This is a genomic window from Vibrio sp. V38_P2S17PM301, assembly GCF_009904845.1.
GTDB classification, from domain to species: Bacteria; Pseudomonadota; Gammaproteobacteria; order Enterobacterales; family Vibrionaceae; genus Vibrio; species Vibrio proteolyticus.
In genome coordinates, this window is the sequence record NZ_WXWO01000086.1 from 19,422 (window position 1) to 37,405 (window position 17,984).

Consider the following 17,984-nt stretch of genomic DNA (forward strand, 5'->3'; position numbering starts at 1 on the left):
GCGCGGTTATGATCAAACTTCGCCGAGGAAACCACCCGTCTGATGAGCCCACAATTGTGCGTAGACGCCATTATGGGCCAACAATTCCTGATGGCTGCCTTGTTCGATGATGCGGCCGTTATCCATGACGATCAGGCGATCCATGGCGGCGATGGTCGACAGGCGATGCGCAATCGCGATGACGGTTTTGTCTTCCATCAGAGCCTCCAGGTTTTCCTGGATTGCCACTTCTACTTCTGAATCCAGCGCTGAGGTGGCCTCGTCCATGATGAGGATCGGTGCATTTTTCAGCAGCACACGAGCTATCGCCACCCGCTGGCGTTGCCCGCCGGAAAGTTTCACGCCTCGCTCTCCAACCAGTACATCGTAGCCGCAGCGGCCTTCTTCATCTTTCAATGTGGTAATGAAATCATGGGCGTGAGCCTGACGCGCGGCTTCGATCATCGCCTCTTCACTGGCTTGAGGATCGCCGTAAAGAATGTTGTCACGGATAGAGCGGTGCAGCAGCGAAGTATCCTGCGTAATCATGCCGATGTGGCTGCGCAGGGCTTCCTGAGAGACCTGCGAAATATCCTGTCCATCAATGCGGATGGCACCGGACTGGACATCGTAAAAACGCAGTAGCAGGTTGACCAGTGAGGATTTACCCGCACCGGAGCGTCCGACAATACCAACTTTTTCGCCCGGTTTCAGGCGCAGGTTGAGCGCATCGAAGACAGGTTTATCGTCACCGTAACGGAAATGGATATCGTCGAATTCGATTTCACCGCGTTGCACGGTAAGCTCCCGGGCATTCGGTGCATCTTTGATTTCAACATCGTTGGAAATCGTGTTCATGCCATCCACAACGGTCCCAATGTTTTCAAACAAGGCACTCAGCTCCCACATGATCCATTTTGACATCCCCTGAACGCGCAGGGCGATGCTGATGGCGATGGCAATCACACCGACAGTCACTGCACTATCAAGCCAGAGAAAAATCGACAATCCGGCAATCGACAGCAAAAGCAGGTAGTTGATGGCGTCCACCGAAAACAGCAGGCAGGTCACCATACGCATCTGGCGGTAGACGGTCGACAGGAACGTCGCCATGCTGCTCTTAGCGTATTCCATCTCACGTTGTGAGTGCGAAAACAGTTTAACCGTGGTGATGTTGGTGTAGCTGTCGACAATCCGGCCGGTCATCTGTGAACGGGCATCGGCCTGATCGGTAGCCACCTGTTTCATGCGTGGAATGTAATAGATTTGGATACAGATATATGCGATCAGCCACACTAGGATCGGCAGCATCAGCGTCATGTCTGATTCGCCCATCATCCATACCATCGACACAAAATAGACACTGATGTACACCATGACATCGACCAGCTTCATCACGGTCTCCCGCACAGCCAGCGCACTTTGCATCACCTTGGTAGCGACCCGGCCGGCAAAATCACGCTGGAAAAAACCGACGCTCTGCTTGAGCAGGTAGCGGTGTACTTGCCAGCGGATCGACATCGGATAGTTACCCAGCAGTGTCTGGTGCATGATCATGGAGTGAAAAAACGCCAGTGCAGGCATGATGATCGCGACCAACGCGGCCATGGTCCATAAACGATTGCCCTGATCTGCCCAGAAAGTCTCTGGATTTTGGCTACCGAGAATGTCGACCAGTTCACCCATATAACGGATCAGCGTTACTTCCGCGATCGCCACACACGCGCTGAGCAATGACATGATGACCAGCGGCTTTTCGAAGCCACGGGTGTAGTGACGGCAAAACCCGAACAGAGTGCGCGGCGGCTTCTGGGGTTCTTCCTCCGGAAAAGGGGCGGTGAGCTTTTCAAACCATTGGAACATAGAAAATTGACCTGAGATAAATTTAAATGAGATTTGTTCGCATTGTGACTATTAATTGCGAAATTTATCAGTAAAATGCGCAGGAATATTAAAGATAATCAGAATAATTCTCAATTTATTTAGGAGTCATTTGTCCATGCTTCATGCGCGCAAAACGATCCTGGCCGCAGTGGTACGCCGTGTAATTGCTTACGGTGTCGCGCCAATCGCGCTTGTTTCTCATGCTTTTGCTGACGAACAGGAACAACCTCAGGTGATGGAAACGATGGTGGTCACGGCTTCCGCACTGAAAGTCGAAACGCCGATGGAAGAGACGCCGAAAGCGGTGTCAATCGTTACAGAAGAAGATATGGCCCAGCGCAATCCACAAAAACTGGATGAAGCGTTACGCTACACATCGGGCGTGACGTCACAGCCTTATGGTGCTGACAACGATACCGATTGGATCAAAGTGCGCGGTTTTGACGCCGCCACGTATCTGGACGGCAGCCGTCTGTTCAAAGATGGTTACTACACCTGGTTATTGGAACCTTATGGTCTGGAGCGCGTGGAGCTGATCAAAGGGCCCGCTTCTATTCTGTTTGGTGAAGCACCTCCGGGCGGCGTGGTGAACGCGGTTCAGAAGAAACCAACCGATGTCCCTCAGGGTGAACTGCATCTGGAGGGAGGGAACAACAACCATCAGGCCGTGGGTTTTGACATTTCTGACTACGCCAATGATGACGGCAGCGTTCGCTACCGCCTGGTGGGGATGCTGAAAAACACTGACGGTGAACTAAACGGAACAGAAACCAAACGTTACTATCTGGCACCGAGTCTGGCGATTGATGTCTCTGACAACACCCAACTGACCTTGCTGGCATCGGTACTGCATGATGAAGGTGTGCCAACCAATGGTTTCTTCCCGGCTTATGGCACCATCATCAACACGCCGGATGGCAAAATTGACCCGTCGACCAACCTTGGCGAGCCAGATTACGATAAGTATGAGCGCACGCAAATTTCGGTGGGTTATCAGATTGAACATCAGGCCAGCGATGTCTGGACGTTATCGCAAAATCTGAATTACGCCTACAACGATCTGTATCTTCGCAGTTCTTATGCGTTCCCGAGTGACACATCGACGGTCGTCGGTCGTGGCATCGTGTTCCGCGATGGGCACAACAACAGTTTTACGGTGGATAACAAAGCCGTTGCCAAGTGGAACACGTCCCGGGTCGAGAACACGGTGTTAATGGGAGTGGATTTCCAGAACCACCAAAACAAAGGTAAGGAAGAGGACAACTTCAACTTCGGAGACATCGACGCACTCAATCCGGAGTACGGCAACTTTAACCCGTTGGATCCGGCCAATGCTCACGACCGTCGTATCAATAAAACCCAGACCAGTCTCTATGCTCAATACCAAGCCATGCTGGACTATCAGTGGGTGGGTGTGATTGGCGGTCGTTACGACTACGTGAAAACGCGCAATGAAAGCGACAAACTGTCGCAGAGTGAGTCACGTAATGATGGCAATTTTTCGTTCAACGCCGGTGTGATGTATTTGTCGCCGCTCGGATTGTCCCCGTATGTCAGCTACTCCGAGTCGTTCGAAGTGCTGAGCTCGATAGATCTTGCTACGGGTAAGCTTTACAAGCCTCTGGAAGGTCAGCAACAAGAGGTTGGGGTGAAATATACGCCGGACTTCTTTGACGGATACATCAACCTGGCTTGGTTTGATCTGACACAGAAGAATGCGCTGGTCACCAATCCATCGACGTCGGTACAAACTCAGTCGGGCGAAGTTCGTTCAAAAGGCGTTGAACTGGAAGCGGCCGGTTACGTGACGGAAGATATCAAACTCACCGCCAGCTACACCTATACCGATGCAACAACGGAAGATACCAACGGGCAAGGTCGTAAGTCAGTGGCATTGATCCCACGTCACAGCGCGTCGACCTGGATCAATTACGATGCGGCAAACGCGGGCCTGTATGGCTGGAACTTCGCGACGGGTGTCCGCTACATCGGTGAGACAAAAGACAATCCGAAAAGCAGCAACCGCACGGTACCGAGCTACACCTTGTGGGATGCGATGATCTCTTATGACATCACCCCACAATGGCAGGCTCAGATCAACGCGACCAATCTGCTGGACAAAGAGTACATTTCTGGCTGTGACTATTACTGTTACTACGGCCAGTCGAGACAAGTTGTTCTTAGCGCCAACTACCGCTGGTAATGTTTACGCCAACAACCGCCCATCTTGGGCGGTTGTGCTTTTAAGGGGGCGAAAAATGTTCCATTTATCCAATGTTGCCATGATACGTGATGGCAGAACCATATTGTCGATTGATGAGTTGAGGGTGCCGACCGATCAACTGACGGTCATTTTGGGTCACAACGGCTCTGGTAAGTCGACGCTGGTCAGTTTGTTATCGGGCCAGCAAGCGCCGGATCTGGGGGAGGTGTTGCTCAACAATCAGTCACTGGCCGCATTGAAAAGCCGCGAGTTGGCCAAAGCGGTCGCATTTTTACCACAAAAACTGCCGACCTCTGCTGGTCTGACGGTACGTGAGTTGGTCCGGTTGGGGCGTTTTGCCTGGCGTGGCACGCTGGGGCGCTGGCGCAGTGACGATCAGACGATCATTGCTGATGCCATGCAGAAAACCGGTGTTGAGCGCTTTGCTGACACATTGGCGGAGCAATTGTCTGGCGGTGAGCGTCAACGTGCCTGGGTTTCCATGTTGTTGGCGCAACAGGCGCCAGTGCTGATCCTGGATGAGCCGACCTCCGCCCTGGACGTGCATCATCAATATCAGTTGATGGCTTTGCTGGCAGAACTCAACCATCAGCAAGGACACGGCGTGATCGTTATCTTGCACGACCTGAATCTGGCCATTCGTTATGCCTCGCACATTATCGCGCTCAAGCAGGGCAAGGTAGCCTTTGAAGGCCCCGCTGACAGGGTGCTTGACGAAAAACGTTTGTCGGATCTCTATCAGTCCAACATTCGTCTGATCGACCATCCGCATCCGACAGTTCATTCTAAAACCAATAAACTAGCAGTAGTATGTGCATGATTCGTAAAGCCTTCTTATATTTCTATTTGTTCTTTTTTACGTTGCTGTCGGGCTCAGCTCTGGCCGAAATCCTAATTGCGGACGCGCGTGGCGAGCAGGTGCTGCCACAGGTGCCGGAGCGCATTGTCGTGCTCAACTGGGACTTGCTGGAACAGCTGCTGGAGCTTGGTGTTACGCCGGTTGGCGCGCCAAACCTGCCAGCTTATCGGGAGTGGGTAGTGACACCTCAGGCTCCGGCTGGTATCACGGATATTGGTACTCGCGCAGAGCCGAATCTGGAAAAAATTGCCGCCCTAAAGCCGGACTTGATCCTGGCGGCATCACCCCAAAAAGATCTGGTGCCGGTGCTGGAAACCATCGCACCAGTGCTTTATCTGCCTAATTTCCAGGCCAGCGATCAGAGTGCTCAGGTGGCGATAGCGCATTTTCGTTTGCTGAGTCAGGTGGTGGACAAAGCGGCTCTGGCGGAGCAGAAGTTGTCGGAACTAAACGCGCATCTGATGATGCAGAAACAGAGACTGCATCAGGCGTTTGGCGATGCGCTTCCGCAGGTGCTGGCGATGCGGTTTGCCAACCCGACCTCCGTGTATTTGTATACGGAAAACTCTACAACTCAGTATGCGCTGCGCCAATTGGGGTTAAACACGCCATTACCTCAGCGTGATGCCGTATGGGGGATAGCACAACAGCGCCTCACGGCACTGGCGTCCATCGACAGCGCGTATGTGTTGTATTTTCTACCGTTTCCACAGCGTGGACAGGTCGAGCAATCTGTACTGTGGCGTGCGCTGCCGTTTGTGCGTGCGGGCAAATTCAATGCCGTTCGTCCGGTCTGGAATTACGGCGGGGCGATGTCCATTCGTTATATTGCTGACGCAGTGACGGACAGTCTGTTGGAGGTCACCGCGCAGCAATGACTTCTAAGCACTTTATTTTTCTCAGTTTTGCCTTGGTATTTATCGCGGCCATCAGTCTCCAGTTTGGGAACGCTCTGACTTTTCCGGTCCAATGGTCGCTTGCCACTATGAGCCGGGATGCATTCAGTTTCGCCGACGTTCACTTTGTGTATGCACAACTGCCACGAGCAATAATGGCCATTGTGGTTGGCGCCGTGTTGGGGCTCGCGGGCAGTTTAATGCAACAGTTGACTCAAAATACATTGACATCTCCCCTGACGCTCGGAACGTCTTCGGGCGCCTGGCTGGCGCTGGTGGTGGTGAATGTCTGGTTTTCCGATTGGGCAGCGCAATACAGTGTATTGGCCGCCATGGGCGGCGCGATCGCGGCATTCGGGTTGGCTGTGGTCATCACCGGCCTGAACAACATGACGGGTTTACCTTTGGTGGTGTCCGGTATGGTGATCAATATCCTGCTTGGTGCGTTCGCCAGTGGCATTATTCTTCTCAATCAGCAATTTGCGCAGAATATCTTTATCTGGGGCGCGGGAGATTTGGCGCAGAATGGCTGGGACGACCTGCTGTGGTTGTTGCCCAAACTGTCTCTGGCGCTGCCACTACTGTTGTTTGCACCGCGTATTCTGACTTTGATGCGGCTGGGCCAGCAAGGTGCATCGGCGCGCGGACTGAATGTCGTGCCGATATTTTTTGCGTTAATGCTGGGCGGCATCTGGCTGGTTTCGGCGTCGATCACTATGGTGGGCATCATCTCTTTTATCGGTTTGCTGACGCCGAATATCGCGCGGGCTTGCGGTGCGCGTACCCCGCATCAGGAGCTGTGGGCGAGTGTCCTGTTGGGGGCGGTGTTACTGCTGATCACGGATACACTGGCTATAGTCATCAGTGACTGGATTGGGCAAATGGTCCCAAGTGGTGTGACCGCTGCTGCGATTGGTGCTCCAGCACTCATCTGGTTCAGCCGCCGTCGACTGTCTGCACAGGATCATCTGGCGGTTTCGCTGCCGCTGGGTAGTGCGCGCCTGAAAACACATCGCGTGTTGGGGCTGGCATTGGTGTTGCTGGGTGGGGTGGTGCTGCATCTTGGGTTTCAGTTTACCGACCACGGCGCCGCGATAATGTGGCCGACCGAGTTTCAATGGCTGCTGCGCTGGCCAAGAATGACCACGGCACTGTTCGCCGGTTTAGGTCTGGCTATGGCTGGTGTGGTGTTGCAGCGATTGATATACAACCCTTTGGCCAGCCCGGATATCCTGGGGGTCTCGTCGGGGGCCACATTTGCGTTGGTATTGGTGGGCGTGGTCTTGGGAGAACGGATGTTTTCGGCACAATGGGCGGTTGCGCTGTTTGGCAGCCTGAGTGTTCTGGCGATATTGCTGTTTCTTGGACGCCGACACAATTTTGCACCGTCCAGCCTGGTGCTCACCGGGATCGCCCTGACGGCCTTGATTGAAGCTCTGTTGCAATTTTGTCTCGCCAAAGGCAGTGGTGACAGCTACACCATTTTGCTGTGGCTGTCAGGTTCGACATATCGGGTTCAGGCCGAACAGGCGATCTGGTTGATGGGCTCCGTATCGGTGTTGTGCTTTGTGGCCGTGTGTACCTCGCGCTGGCTGACGTTGATTTCCATCGGCCGGGAATTTGCCAGTGCACGTGGCCTGGGCATTCAACTGGCGAGCGCAGGGTTGTTGGTCTTGGTGGCGCTGATGTGCGCGCTGGTCACTGCCACAATGGGACCGGTCGCTTTTGTCGGTTTGGTCGCGCCACATATGGCGTATATGTTGGGGGCGAAGCAGGCACGGCAGCAATTGTTGGTTGCCGGCTTGATTGGGACCACGTTGATGCTTTGGGCAGACTGGCTTGGTCAGGTGTTGCTGCATCCGATGCAAATTGCGGCTGGGACTATTGTATCGATCCTGGGCGGTGGCTATTTCCTAGTGTTGATGGTGACGCGCAAAGCCCGTTAACGTTGTTACAACAGAAAATTGCTGATAAAAGCACGCATCGTATTGATTAAGAATAATGAATACCTTGTGTGCTTTTTTATAGGTGTATATTTTTAAATTAAAAATCAATTAACAATTATATTTATTTTTGATGTGGTTAATGGCCGGATTTATTGATAAATTCGGTCGTAAATAATTATATTTTCTTATGTCAATTTAATAACTTCCTGTAAGTGCTCATTATTAAATGAGATCACGTCCTTGTGATTGAGCTTTTCGTCTTAATGCTGATAAAGACTGCTTTTCAATCTATCGTCGAAAAACCTAAATATCAAATTAATTTTTTCTTCAAAAATGAAATGATAAATTTCATGTTTTTCGATTTAGATCGAATAAATTATGGGTGTATATTCATTTGGGTACGGAATACGGAGTTATTTATACCTTTCATCCTTATTCTGTGAATTATAATTATCAAGTTAAATTTATTTCTGTGAATTTTATTTATCACTGTATTTCTCTTATCATCATATGAGTTGAATATTGTGAATTTTATTTATCATAAATTTAATTCGTAATTATTAAATCTAGGGTGGTTTATGGAAACGAATATTACCAGCAACGCAATTATGTTGGCTGGACGGAGGATCGTGATAGCTCAACTGTTACTGGGAGGCCTATTCATGGGGTATGAGTACCTCAGCAATGGAGTGTTGAGTGCAGAATCGGCATTGACCGGTGTGCTTATCGCTGTTCTGCCATCTCTTCTGGGTATGGTGATGGCGTCCATTAAATCGAAACTGAAACCAGAGAAGAGCTTACGCGACCTGATGAACCTGAGTCGTAATATCAAAATCGTCTACACCGTTGTGATGTTCGTGTTGACCTTTCGATTCATGGCTCTTCGCAACATCGTGGTCTTGATTGCATTCAGCGTGACGATGCTTGGCCATTTCTTCACGCCGATGTTTAAAGACCCGAGTGAAAGGAAGGCATAAATGGAGAATGTCCAATCTGCTCATGAATACATTGAGCATCACCTGACCTTTCTGACCACCGGCAACGGTTGGTTTGGCATCAACATCGATTCTATGATCATGGTTTGGATTTTGGGTCTGGTGTTTATTCTTTCGTTCCGTTACGTAGTCACGAAAGGAACCAAAGGGGTACCGGGACGCTTTCAGTGTTTGATCGAGATGACGTTTGAGTTCGTCGACAATATGGTGAAAGAAATATTCCAGGCGAAAGATAAGCTGATTGGCCCTCTGGCGCTGACGATATTTGTCTGGGTATTGCTGATGAATGCAATTGACCTATTACCTGTCGATTTTATTCCGGCCGTCACTCGTGAACTCGGTCTGGGTCACTTCCGTGATTTACCTTCTGCGGACGTCAATATTACGATGTCGATGGCGTTAGGCGTATTTATTCTTGTTCTTGGTTATACGTTTAAGCACAAAGGTATTAAAGGGTTTATTAAAGAATTAACCACGCAACCATTTTCTCATCCGTTATTGTATCCGGTGAATCTGGTGTTGGAGCTGGTGACATTGATCTCTAAGCCGATTTCATTGGGTCTTCGACTGTTTGGAAATATGTATGCCGGTGAAATGATCTTTATCTTAATTGCTTTAATGCCTTGGTGGATGCAATGGGCACTGAGTGTACCATGGGCGTTATTTCACATATTAATTGTCGTGCTTCAGGCTTTTATATTCATGGTGTTAACCGTGGTTTATTTGGGCATGGCTGTAGAAGAACATTAATTTCTGACTGTTTTAAATCTTAATTAAAAATTCAATTCTAGGAGTTGTTATGGATATCGTTAGCGCAGTTCTATATGTCGCGGGGGCACTGCTGATTGGTTTGGGTGCTGCTGGTGCCGCGTCAGGTATCGGTAATCTGGCCGGTAAGTATCTTGAAGGTGTGGCTCGTCAGCCGGATCTTACCCCGATGCTGCGAACTCAGTTCTTTATCATGATGGGTCTGGTGGATGCGGTGCCAATGATCGGCGTGGGTATCGGTTTGTACATCATCTTCGCTGTAGCGTAATTCGAACTATTCATTTTCAACACGTTATAGAAGTGAGGGTGCTATGAACTTAAATGCCTCAATGCTGGGTCAGGCGATCTCCTTCGTGATCTTTGTCTGGCTGTGCATGAAATACGTCTGGCCACCACTTGTCAAAATTCTCGATGAGCGCCGCGCCGAAATTGCACAGGGCCTTGAGCAAACCGAACAGGCTGCGAAAGAGCTGGAACTGGCCAAAGCCAATGGTGACAGCCTGGTAGCGGAAGCGCGTGAGAAGGCTCAGGCGATCATTAATCAGGGTAAGCAGCGTCAGGACCAGATGATTGCAGAAGCGGTTGATCTGGCGAAGCAGGAAAAAGCCCGCATTGTTGCCGAAGGCAAAGCCGAAGTGGAGCTGGAACGCAGCAAAGTCCGTCAGGAGCTTAAAGATGAAATGGCCGACCTGGTGATCGCCAGTGCCAGCAAACTGATCAGTCGCAACCTCGATAGTGCGGCGAACCGAGAGCTGGTGAATCGCTTCATCAGCGAAGTCTAGGGGGGCGTATGTCGGATCTGACAGTGGTCGCGCAGCCTTATGCGAAAGCCGCCTTTGATTATGCCTGTGAAGCTGCATGTCTGGATGAGTGGCAGCAAATGCTGGCGCTGTGCGACGTTGTATTGGCGCAGCCCAATACCCGTTTGTTGCTCAGTGAACTGGAAGAGGATGGGTCAGAGCAGGCATTACTGGATTTGATTCTGCTTGCCACTGGCGAATGGCTCAGCCAGTACTTCGAAAATTTTCTGCGCGTCATGGCTGAAAACAAACGGCTGAAAGCACTGAGTGAAGTGATCAACCAGTTTGGTGACATGAAAGCGGATTATGAACGCACCATGACAGTCACAGTGTGTGTTTCTGAGCCTTTAGAACAGCACCAGATGATACAGCTTAGTGAGGCGTTAAAAGCCAGATATGGCAAAGCCATCACCTTGGAAACACAACTGGATCCATCCCTTGTAGGTGGTGTGGTGATCAAAGCCGGCCAAACCGTCTTTGACGGCAGTGTGCTGACGAACATCAGCCGACTGGCAACCAACCTGCATGCGTAACGGGGAAGAGAAATGCAATTAAATTCAAATGAAATCAGTGAACTAATCAGAGAGCGCATCGTTAATTTCAATCTGGAAAGCGAAGCGTGTAATGAAGGAACCATCATTTCGGTCAGCGACGGCATCATCACCATTCACGGCTTATCCGATGTGATGCAGGGCGAAATGTTAGAACTGCCAGACCACCGTTTCGCCTTGGCACTCAACTTGGAGCGCCATTCGGTTGGTGCGGTCGTGATGGGGCCGTATGCGGACCTGTCGGAAGGCATGAAAGTGAAAGGTACCGGGCGGATTTTGCAGGTGCCAGTTGGCCCCGGCTTGCTAGGGCGGGTCGTAAACACGCTTGGTCAGCCTATTGACGGTAAAGGTGCGGTCTCGTTTGAGCGTATGGATCCGGTCGAAGTGATTGCGCCCGGGGTCATTGATCGTAAATCGGTCGACCAACCTATCCAAACGGGATACAAAGCGGTGGATTCCATGGTGCCGATCGGTCGTGGACAGCGTGAGCTGATCATCGGAGACCGTCAGACCGGAAAAACCGCCATGGCCATTGATGCCATCATCAACCAGAAAGATCTGGGCGTAAAATGTATTTACGTCGCCATCGGCCAGAAGGCGTCGACCATCGCCAACGTGGTCCGCAAACTGGAAGAGCATGGTGCGCTGGACAACACCATAGTGGTGGTGGCTTCGGCATCAGAGGCGGCCGCGCTACAATACCTGGCGCCATATGCCGGTTGTACGATGGGCGAGTATTTCCGTGACCGCGGTGAAGACGCGCTGATTGTGTACGATGACCTGTCTAAACAAGCAGTAGCGTATCGTCAGATTTCGCTGTTGCTGAAACGCCCGCCGGGCCGTGAAGCGTTTCCGGGCGATGTGTTTTATCTTCACTCACGCTTGCTTGAACGCGCCGCGCGAGTAAGCGAAGAGTATGTGGAGCGTTTTACCGCTGGGGTAGTGAAAGGCAAAACCGGTTCGCTTACCGCTCTGCCAATCATTGAAACCCAGGCAGGAGACGTCTCGGCGTTTGTCCCGACTAACGTTATCTCCATTACCGACGGGCAAATCTTCCTGCAAACCCAGCTGTTCAACTCCGGTTTGCGTCCTGCGGTGGACCCAGGTATCTCGGTATCTCGCGTCGGTGGTGCGGCTCAGACTAAGGTGATCAAAAAATTGTCGGGCGGCATTCGTACCGCACTGGCTCAGTATCGCGAACTGGCTGCGTTTGCGCAGTTCTCATCTGACCTGGATGAAACCACCCGTCGGCAACTGGATCACGGTGAGAAAGTGACGGAACTGATGAAGCAAAAGCAATATTCACCAATGACGGTGGCAGAGCAGGCGCTGGCCATTTTCTCTGCTGAGAAAGGTTATTTGAGCGATGTGGATCTCCATCAGATCGCCACCTTCGAAGAAGAATTGATGGCGTACGCCCACACCAATGCCCAACCGCTATTGGATTCGATTAACCATACTGGCGATTACAACGATGAGATTGAAAGCGAGCTACACAGCTTACTGAAAGAGTTCACCGCATTGCATTCGTAGGCAAATATCAGCGTCATTGAGTAGGAGGCCTTTATGGCAAATACCAAAGAGATTCGCACCAAGATCGCCAGTGTGGGTAACACACAAAAGATCACCAGTGCGATGCAAATGGTCGCCGCCAGTAAGATGCGCAAAGTTCAGGACAATATGGAAGCGTCACGCCCTTATGCCGTCAATATGCGCAAGGTGATTGGCCACGTGTCGTCCGGGACACTGGAGTACAGTCATCCTTTCTTGCAGGAGCGGGAAGTCAAACGGGTGGCGTACATCATCATCTCTTCAGATCGTGGGTTGTGTGGTGGCTTAAACAGTAACCTGTTCAAGCAGGTTTTGTCGGAAATGCAAACGTGGCAGGAGCAGGGCGTGGACGTGGACACGACCCTGATCGGCTCGAAAGCGATCGGCTTTTTCCGCTCGCTCGGCAATGTGGTGGCACAGACGTCCGGGCTGGGTGATAAGCCCAAACTGGAAGAATTACTTGGCGCCGTCAACGCCATGATGGAGCACTATTCCGAAGGCCGGATCGATCGTTTGTTCCTAGTGTTTAATCAGTTTGTAAACACCATGGTGCAAAAGCCGCGGGTCGTGCAAATGTTGCCGTTCCCGAAAGAAGATATTGAACGTGATAAAGACGCTCGCTGGGATTACATCTACGAGCAGTCTCCTCAAGACATTCTCAACCATCTGATTCAGCGTTACGTCGAATCCATGGTGTATCAGGGAGTGGTTGAGAGCATCGCTTGTGAACAAGCCGCACGTATGGTGGCGATGAAAGCCGCGACGGACAACGCCGGACAACTGATTGAAGATTTACAACTGGTGTACAACAAAGCCCGTCAGGCGGCAATCACACAAGAGCTGAGCGAAATTGTTGCCGGCGCACAAGCGGTTTAGAGACAGAATTTGAGGTTGAGATTATGAGTATTGGCAAAATCGTCAAAGTCATCGGCGCGGTGGTGGACGTTGAATTCGAACAAAATCAGGGGCCGAAAGTCTATGACGCGCTGAAGGTGAGCGGCGCGGACAACAGTTCATTGGTCCTGGAAGTTCAACAGCAGTTGGGTGGTGGCGTGGTCCGCTGCATCGCCATGGGGTCGTCCGATGGTCTGAAACGCGGTCTGCAAGTGGCGTCCACCGGCGGCCCGATCACCGTTCCGGTCGGGGAAGAAACGCTGGGCCGTATTATGAATGTGCTGGGTGAACCCATCGACGAGTGCGGTCTTATCGGTGAGAAAATGAAGTACGAAATCCACCGCAGCGCGCCGAGCTACGAAGAGCAGTCGAACAGTACCGCGCTGCTGGAGACGGGCGTCAAAGTGATTGACTTGATTTGCCCGTTCGCCAAAGGCGGCAAGATCGGTTTGTTCGGCGGGGCCGGTGTGGGTAAGACCGTCAACATGATGGAACTGATTAACAATATCGCCAAAGCTCACTCTGGTTTATCGGTATTTACCGGGGTGGGAGAGCGCACCCGTGAAGGGAACGATTTTTATTTCGAGATGAAAGAAGCGGGTGTACTCGACAAAGTGGCCATGGTGTACGGTCAGATGAACGAGCCACCGGGTAACCGCCTTCGTGTTGCACTGACAGGCCTGACGATCGCCGAACGTTTTCGTGACGAAGGCCGCGACGTGTTGCTGTTTGTCGACAACATCTACCGTTATACTCTGGCGGGAACCGAGGTGTCAGCGTTGTTAGGGCGTATGCCATCGGCGGTGGGTTATCAGCCGACGCTGGCGGAAGAGATGGGAGTGCTGCAAGAGCGGATCACGTCGACCAAAAATGGCTCGATCACGTCGATTCAGGCGGTGTACGTGCCTGCGGATGACCTGACAGACCCGTCTCCGGCCACCACGTTTGCTCATTTGGACGCGACGGTTGTATTGTCACGTAACATTGCCGCGCTGGGCTTGTATCCTGCGATTGACCCGCTCGATTCGACATCCCGTCAGTTGGATCCGCAGATTGTCGGTCAGGAGCACTACCACGTTGCCCAGCAGGTACAGCAGACATTGCAGCGCTACAAAGAGCTTAAAGACATCATCGCCATTCTGGGTATGGATGAGTTGTCGGAAGACGACAAACGTCTGGTGTCTCGGGCGCGTAAAGTCGAACGCTTCCTGACCCAGCCTTACCATGTCGCGGAAGTGTTTACCGGCCAGCCGGGTGTGTTTGTGCCGCTTAAGGACACCATCGCGGGGTTCAAAGCGCTGCTTGAAGGGCAGTACGACGATATCCCCGAACAGGCGTTCATGTATTGCGGTAACATCGATGAAGTGCTTGAAAAAGCAAAATCTCTGTAACGAGCAGGAGGTAGTATGGCCATAGCGGTTTCACAAAGTACGTTTCAGCTCAATGTGGTCAGCGCAGAAGGGACGCTCTACTCTGGTCCGGCGCACGCTATCGCGGTAGCGGGTGCTGACGGTGAGATCGGGATTCGTCCCGGCCACTCGCCATTGATCAGTCGAATTAAGCCGGGTGTTGCTCGTATCGTCGATGATCTGTCCAAACCCGAAGAGATCCTGTACGTCTCTGGCGGTTTGGTCGAAGTGCAACCGGATGTTGTCACGCTGCTGGCCGATACCGCATTACACGGTCGAGACATTGACAAGGCGCGTGCCGAACAGGCCCGTAAAGCGGCCGAAGAAAACATTCGTGCGCATGTCGACGATCTCTCGTTCGCTCAGGCGCAGATGGAGCTGACCAAAGCGTTGGCGCAACTGCGAGCGTTTGAGCTCAGTGTTCGCGCCCGCCGCTAATCTTAAGCCTGCCGCCTAACGGCAGGCTTCTTCTCTGGTGTCCTTTTGGCTGGCTCAGGCCTGAGTTTTCGCCTAAATATCTCGTCTATACTCTCAATAATCAGCGTTGTGTCAACCTGCTCATTTATCAGTGATTTTGGTGCATTTTTTACGAATACAAACGCATATTAAGTGCATTGTTTTTGAGATGTGATGAACAAAAGTTAACCTGACAATGACATGGGGTCAATGATTGCTGTTAGGATTTATCGGTAAAAACAATACCTTGAGAGGACACTATGGAATTCACGGACCAGGATCGCGAAGCGTTATACAACATCTGGATGTCGCAAAAAGCAAAACTACGCCTGACACAGATGGAAGTCGCGAAGAGACTGGGCATGAATCAGATTCAGTTCTCTGAGTTGCTGCGTGGCTCCAAGCCACTGAGCCTCCACTTTATCGAGCAGTTCTGTCAGCAACTGCACGTGAACCCCAATATCGTCATTCCATCGCTGAAAGAGATCGCCGGGCCCGATGCGCAGGTTGTACATCTGCAAAACCGAGTGAGAGTCGATGGCAAGATCCAGCGTGTCTATTGTGAAGGCAATGAAGTGATCATTGACTACATTCACGAGGTCTGAGTCCGCTTTCCATCACTCCAGGATTCAGCGATACTGCGTGTTAATCGTGAATCACCCCATTGAATACTCATGCTGGAAAAAGAAAACCTGCTTAAGCTCGCCCGAATTCAAATGCCTTTTGGCAAATACGCCGGGCGAGTACTGATTGATCTGCCGGAAGAATACCTGCTGTGGTTCGATAAAAAAGGCTTCCCGGATGGGGAGTTGGGCCAGTTACTGCAATTGTGTCTGGCACTCAAAATTGAAGGTCTGGATTCAGTCGTCAAACCACTAAAACGTATGTAAATTCACGTTGCTCCAGAGCTTGCATGGAGAACGTCAACTCAAGGCTGCCAGAGCATTCTACTCTGGCACGTTTTGCCTCAAACCAATTTAGAGCTTAAACGTTGAGATAACATTTTGAGTCTTGATTGAGCTGTTTTATCGGATAAGCCTCTTAACAGTGTGAGTACACCATTTGAAATCGCTCAACATTGATCGTATCAATAAAGCCCATCAGTAGAGAAACCAGTCAGTAGCATAAATAACTAGCAGCACCAGAAAACTTAGAAGGAATGGGATGGTTAGCATCACAGCCAATTTTTTCGTGACGCTTGGTTTATCAAACACCACGCCCTGCGCTTCCCTTACCCTCCTCTCTTCATCAAAATGCCATTTAATAGCTAAGTAGGCTCCAATGCCTAATACAATAAGCTTAAAAGCTCCAGCAAAGTACGGAAAGAAGTTAGCCCAACTATCGTTCATTATCTATCTCCATCAAACTAAATATCGACTTTGTGGTAGCAGAATCAAACGTTCATGTTTAGTGCGCACCCAAAGTCAGGCGTTCTGGTTAGCGCAAGTCTACTGCTCGTGCTAGCTGTCCACAACTCTCTTTGCAATACCTGTGGTTATTGATGGTTTGATAAATCGACAAAAGCACTGGCACATTAGTGCCCCATTATTGTTTTCGGTGAACAGATTAGCGTATCCAGTCACTCGCAATTTCCCCAAATACAGCTCATATGATGATATGCCTTTCGCATAAAGGCTCAATATCTTGTCGTCCATGGATTGGAATCGAGTTTGGTGCTTACGGACGAGTTGGGGGGCAAAACTGGCTTCATGGTCGCGAGGGACGTCGATATCGACTTCTCCATCATCAGTGATGATGGACTTGCCCGAGTAGCCATTGCGGGAATTGGAGCTGGTTCTAGGTTGGTGTTTTTATATCCAAGGTGCTCATTGTCGGGGAACAATATAGTTTGATCGGAAATCAACCATTTTTAGGCTATCCATAACGATAAGGTTGCTAAAGTTTGCAACAGTTCAACCACCGAGGATTTCTAAGTAGTTGCTCGTTAGCTGTGTTTTTTGTACATGGCTGGTTCTATTGCCAACATCATGAATTCTGTTTGGATAAGGTTCACCCAAACATACATCACTAGTATGCAAACTGTAGTATTTAATTTAAATACCAACGCCCCCATGAAATACAATCAACATTGCATTAAAAGGAGATGGATCACATTTTTAAATTATGAGTACGGCATTCCATCAGTGATTTTGACGAAGAAGCCTACCCTCTTTAACTTTAACAACGCTAAAGTCACAGTACAAATGTCGTTTGATGCCGCCAATATGCCTATTTACACTGGCTATATCACATTATTTAGGTGATTCAAGTGATGGTAAATTCGTCACCACTGTAAACAAGGATATAGGCAAGATGTAATGACTTGGGATTCAGATATTGGCGAAGCGCTATTTCCTCGCTTTGGTCAGATTAAGCAAATTCATCCTGGATTAGACAAAGTCCAAGTCGACTTTGATGGAAACCCTGCAGGTACTCCCATTTGGGCATCCATCGGGCGCGCCTTCACACGTTCTGAAATCAACCTAGCTATAGATAATCAGCTGGTCTGTAAAATTGAATTTTTGGCCAATGACCCTTCACTCCCCATCTTGACCGATATTTATTTTTCCGTTTTAGAGGAAAAAACAATGGTCATCAAAGCCAAAACCTTAACACTAGAAGGGACACAAAGCCTGACACTAAAGAGCCAGCAGAGTTCGACTCATTACAATGGTCGAGTTGGTCGCATTACATCCAAAGCCGCTTTTATCTCTACAGAAGCGGAAAAACTTCAAAAAATCCAAGCAAAGAAAATCGACCTCAACTAATTGT

18 protein-coding genes and 1 pseudogene are annotated in these 17,984 nt (G+C 50.4%); 16 read left to right on the forward strand and 3 right to left on the reverse strand.

The annotated features are described in order from the left end of the window. Positions 1-12 precede the first annotated feature (12 nt). Entirely contained in the window at positions 13-1,842 is a 1,830-nt protein-coding gene (locus tag CAG64_RS18325; protein WP_161457355.1) for an ABC transporter ATP-binding protein, read from the reverse strand. A 136-nt stretch (positions 1,843-1,978) separates the two neighbouring features. On the opposite strand from CAG64_RS18325, the gene CAG64_RS18330 reads away from it, so the two are divergent. The 15 genes from CAG64_RS18330 to CAG64_RS18400 all read left to right on the forward strand — a co-directional run bounded on the left by CAG64_RS18330 (position 1,979) and on the right by CAG64_RS18400 (position 16,102). Then, complete coding sequence (locus CAG64_RS18330) at positions 1,979-4,066, forward strand: TonB-dependent siderophore receptor (protein WP_161457356.1); 2,088 nt, start codon at positions 1,979-1,981, stop codon at positions 4,064-4,066. Positions 4,067-4,121: 55 nt separating this feature from the next. After that, the gene (locus CAG64_RS18335) at positions 4,122-4,907 is read left to right on the forward strand and encodes an ABC transporter ATP-binding protein (protein ID WP_161448451.1); all 786 of its coding nucleotides are present in this window, start codon (positions 4,122-4,124) and stop codon (positions 4,905-4,907) included. After that, positions 4,898-5,824, forward strand: a complete 927-nt coding sequence (locus tag CAG64_RS18340) for an ABC transporter substrate-binding protein (RefSeq protein WP_161448450.1) — start codon at positions 4,898-4,900, stop codon at positions 5,822-5,824. The genes CAG64_RS18335 and CAG64_RS18340 overlap by 10 nt, the downstream gene beginning before the upstream one ends. After that, positions 5,821-7,788 carry a Fe(3+)-hydroxamate ABC transporter permease FhuB gene (fhuB, locus tag CAG64_RS18345; RefSeq protein WP_161448448.1) on the forward strand — a complete coding sequence of 656 codons (1,968 nt, stop codon included), beginning with the start codon at positions 5,821-5,823 and terminating at the stop codon, positions 7,786-7,788. The genes CAG64_RS18340 and fhuB overlap by 4 nt, the downstream gene beginning before the upstream one ends. 578 nt (positions 7,789-8,366) lie before the next feature. Continuing rightward, positions 8,367-8,765: an ATP synthase subunit I gene (locus CAG64_RS18350; protein ID WP_161457385.1), complete on the forward strand. Its 399-nt coding sequence runs from the start codon at positions 8,367-8,369 to the stop codon at positions 8,763-8,765. Then, entirely contained in the window at positions 8,766-9,533 is a 768-nt protein-coding gene (atpB, locus tag CAG64_RS18355) for a F0F1 ATP synthase subunit A (protein ID WP_021706420.1), read from the forward strand. 49 nt (positions 9,534-9,582) lie between these two features. Then, positions 9,583-9,819 carry a F0F1 ATP synthase subunit C gene (gene atpE, locus CAG64_RS18360; protein WP_004730405.1) on the forward strand — a complete coding sequence of 79 codons (237 nt, stop codon included), beginning with the start codon at positions 9,583-9,585 and terminating at the stop codon, positions 9,817-9,819. 43 nt (positions 9,820-9,862) lie between these two features. Beyond that, the gene (locus tag CAG64_RS18365; RefSeq protein ID WP_161448602.1) at positions 9,863-10,333 is read left to right on the forward strand and encodes a F0F1 ATP synthase subunit B; all 471 of its coding nucleotides are present in this window, start codon (positions 9,863-9,865) and stop codon (positions 10,331-10,333) included. Between the two features lie 8 nt (positions 10,334-10,341). Then, the gene (locus CAG64_RS18370) at positions 10,342-10,884 is read left to right on the forward strand and encodes a F0F1 ATP synthase subunit delta (protein WP_161448600.1); all 543 of its coding nucleotides are present in this window, start codon (positions 10,342-10,344) and stop codon (positions 10,882-10,884) included. 12 nt (positions 10,885-10,896) lie between these two features. Next, positions 10,897-12,435, forward strand: coding sequence for a F0F1 ATP synthase subunit alpha (gene atpA / locus CAG64_RS18375; RefSeq protein ID WP_161448598.1), 1,539 nt, complete (start codon positions 10,897-10,899; stop codon positions 12,433-12,435). Between the two features lie 33 nt (positions 12,436-12,468). After that, positions 12,469-13,329, forward strand: a complete 861-nt coding sequence (gene atpG / locus CAG64_RS18380; RefSeq protein ID WP_021706416.1) for a F0F1 ATP synthase subunit gamma — start codon at positions 12,469-12,471, stop codon at positions 13,327-13,329. A 23-nt stretch (positions 13,330-13,352) separates the two neighbouring features. After that, the gene (gene atpD, locus CAG64_RS18385; protein ID WP_161448597.1) at positions 13,353-14,738 is read left to right on the forward strand and encodes a F0F1 ATP synthase subunit beta; all 1,386 of its coding nucleotides are present in this window, start codon (positions 13,353-13,355) and stop codon (positions 14,736-14,738) included. A gap of 15 nt (positions 14,739-14,753) precedes the next feature. Continuing rightward, positions 14,754-15,194: a F0F1 ATP synthase subunit epsilon gene (locus CAG64_RS18390; protein WP_161448595.1), complete on the forward strand. Its 441-nt coding sequence runs from the start codon at positions 14,754-14,756 to the stop codon at positions 15,192-15,194. Positions 15,195-15,472: 278 nt separating this feature from the next. Continuing rightward, entirely contained in the window at positions 15,473-15,817 is a 345-nt protein-coding gene (locus CAG64_RS18395) for a helix-turn-helix domain-containing protein (protein WP_021706413.1), read from the forward strand. Between the two features lie 69 nt (positions 15,818-15,886). Continuing rightward, the gene (locus CAG64_RS18400; RefSeq protein ID WP_021706412.1) at positions 15,887-16,102 is read left to right on the forward strand and encodes a DUF3820 family protein; all 216 of its coding nucleotides are present in this window, start codon (positions 15,887-15,889) and stop codon (positions 16,100-16,102) included. Positions 16,103-16,312: 210 nt separating this feature from the next. Here the strand turns inward: CAG64_RS18400 and CAG64_RS18405 are convergent, their stop codons facing one another. Then, entirely contained in the window at positions 16,313-16,561 is a 249-nt protein-coding gene (locus CAG64_RS18405) for a hypothetical protein (protein ID WP_161448593.1), read from the reverse strand. 252 nt (positions 16,562-16,813) lie between these two features. Then, positions 16,814-17,043: pseudogene (locus CAG64_RS24035) on the reverse strand (transposase); the annotation flags it as partial. Between the two features lie 487 nt (positions 17,044-17,530). Here CAG64_RS24035 and CAG64_RS18415 point away from each other — a divergent pair. After that, positions 17,531-17,980: a hypothetical protein gene (locus CAG64_RS18415; protein ID WP_161448591.1), complete on the forward strand. Its 450-nt coding sequence runs from the start codon at positions 17,531-17,533 to the stop codon at positions 17,978-17,980. Positions 17,981-17,984: the final 4 nt, after the last annotated feature.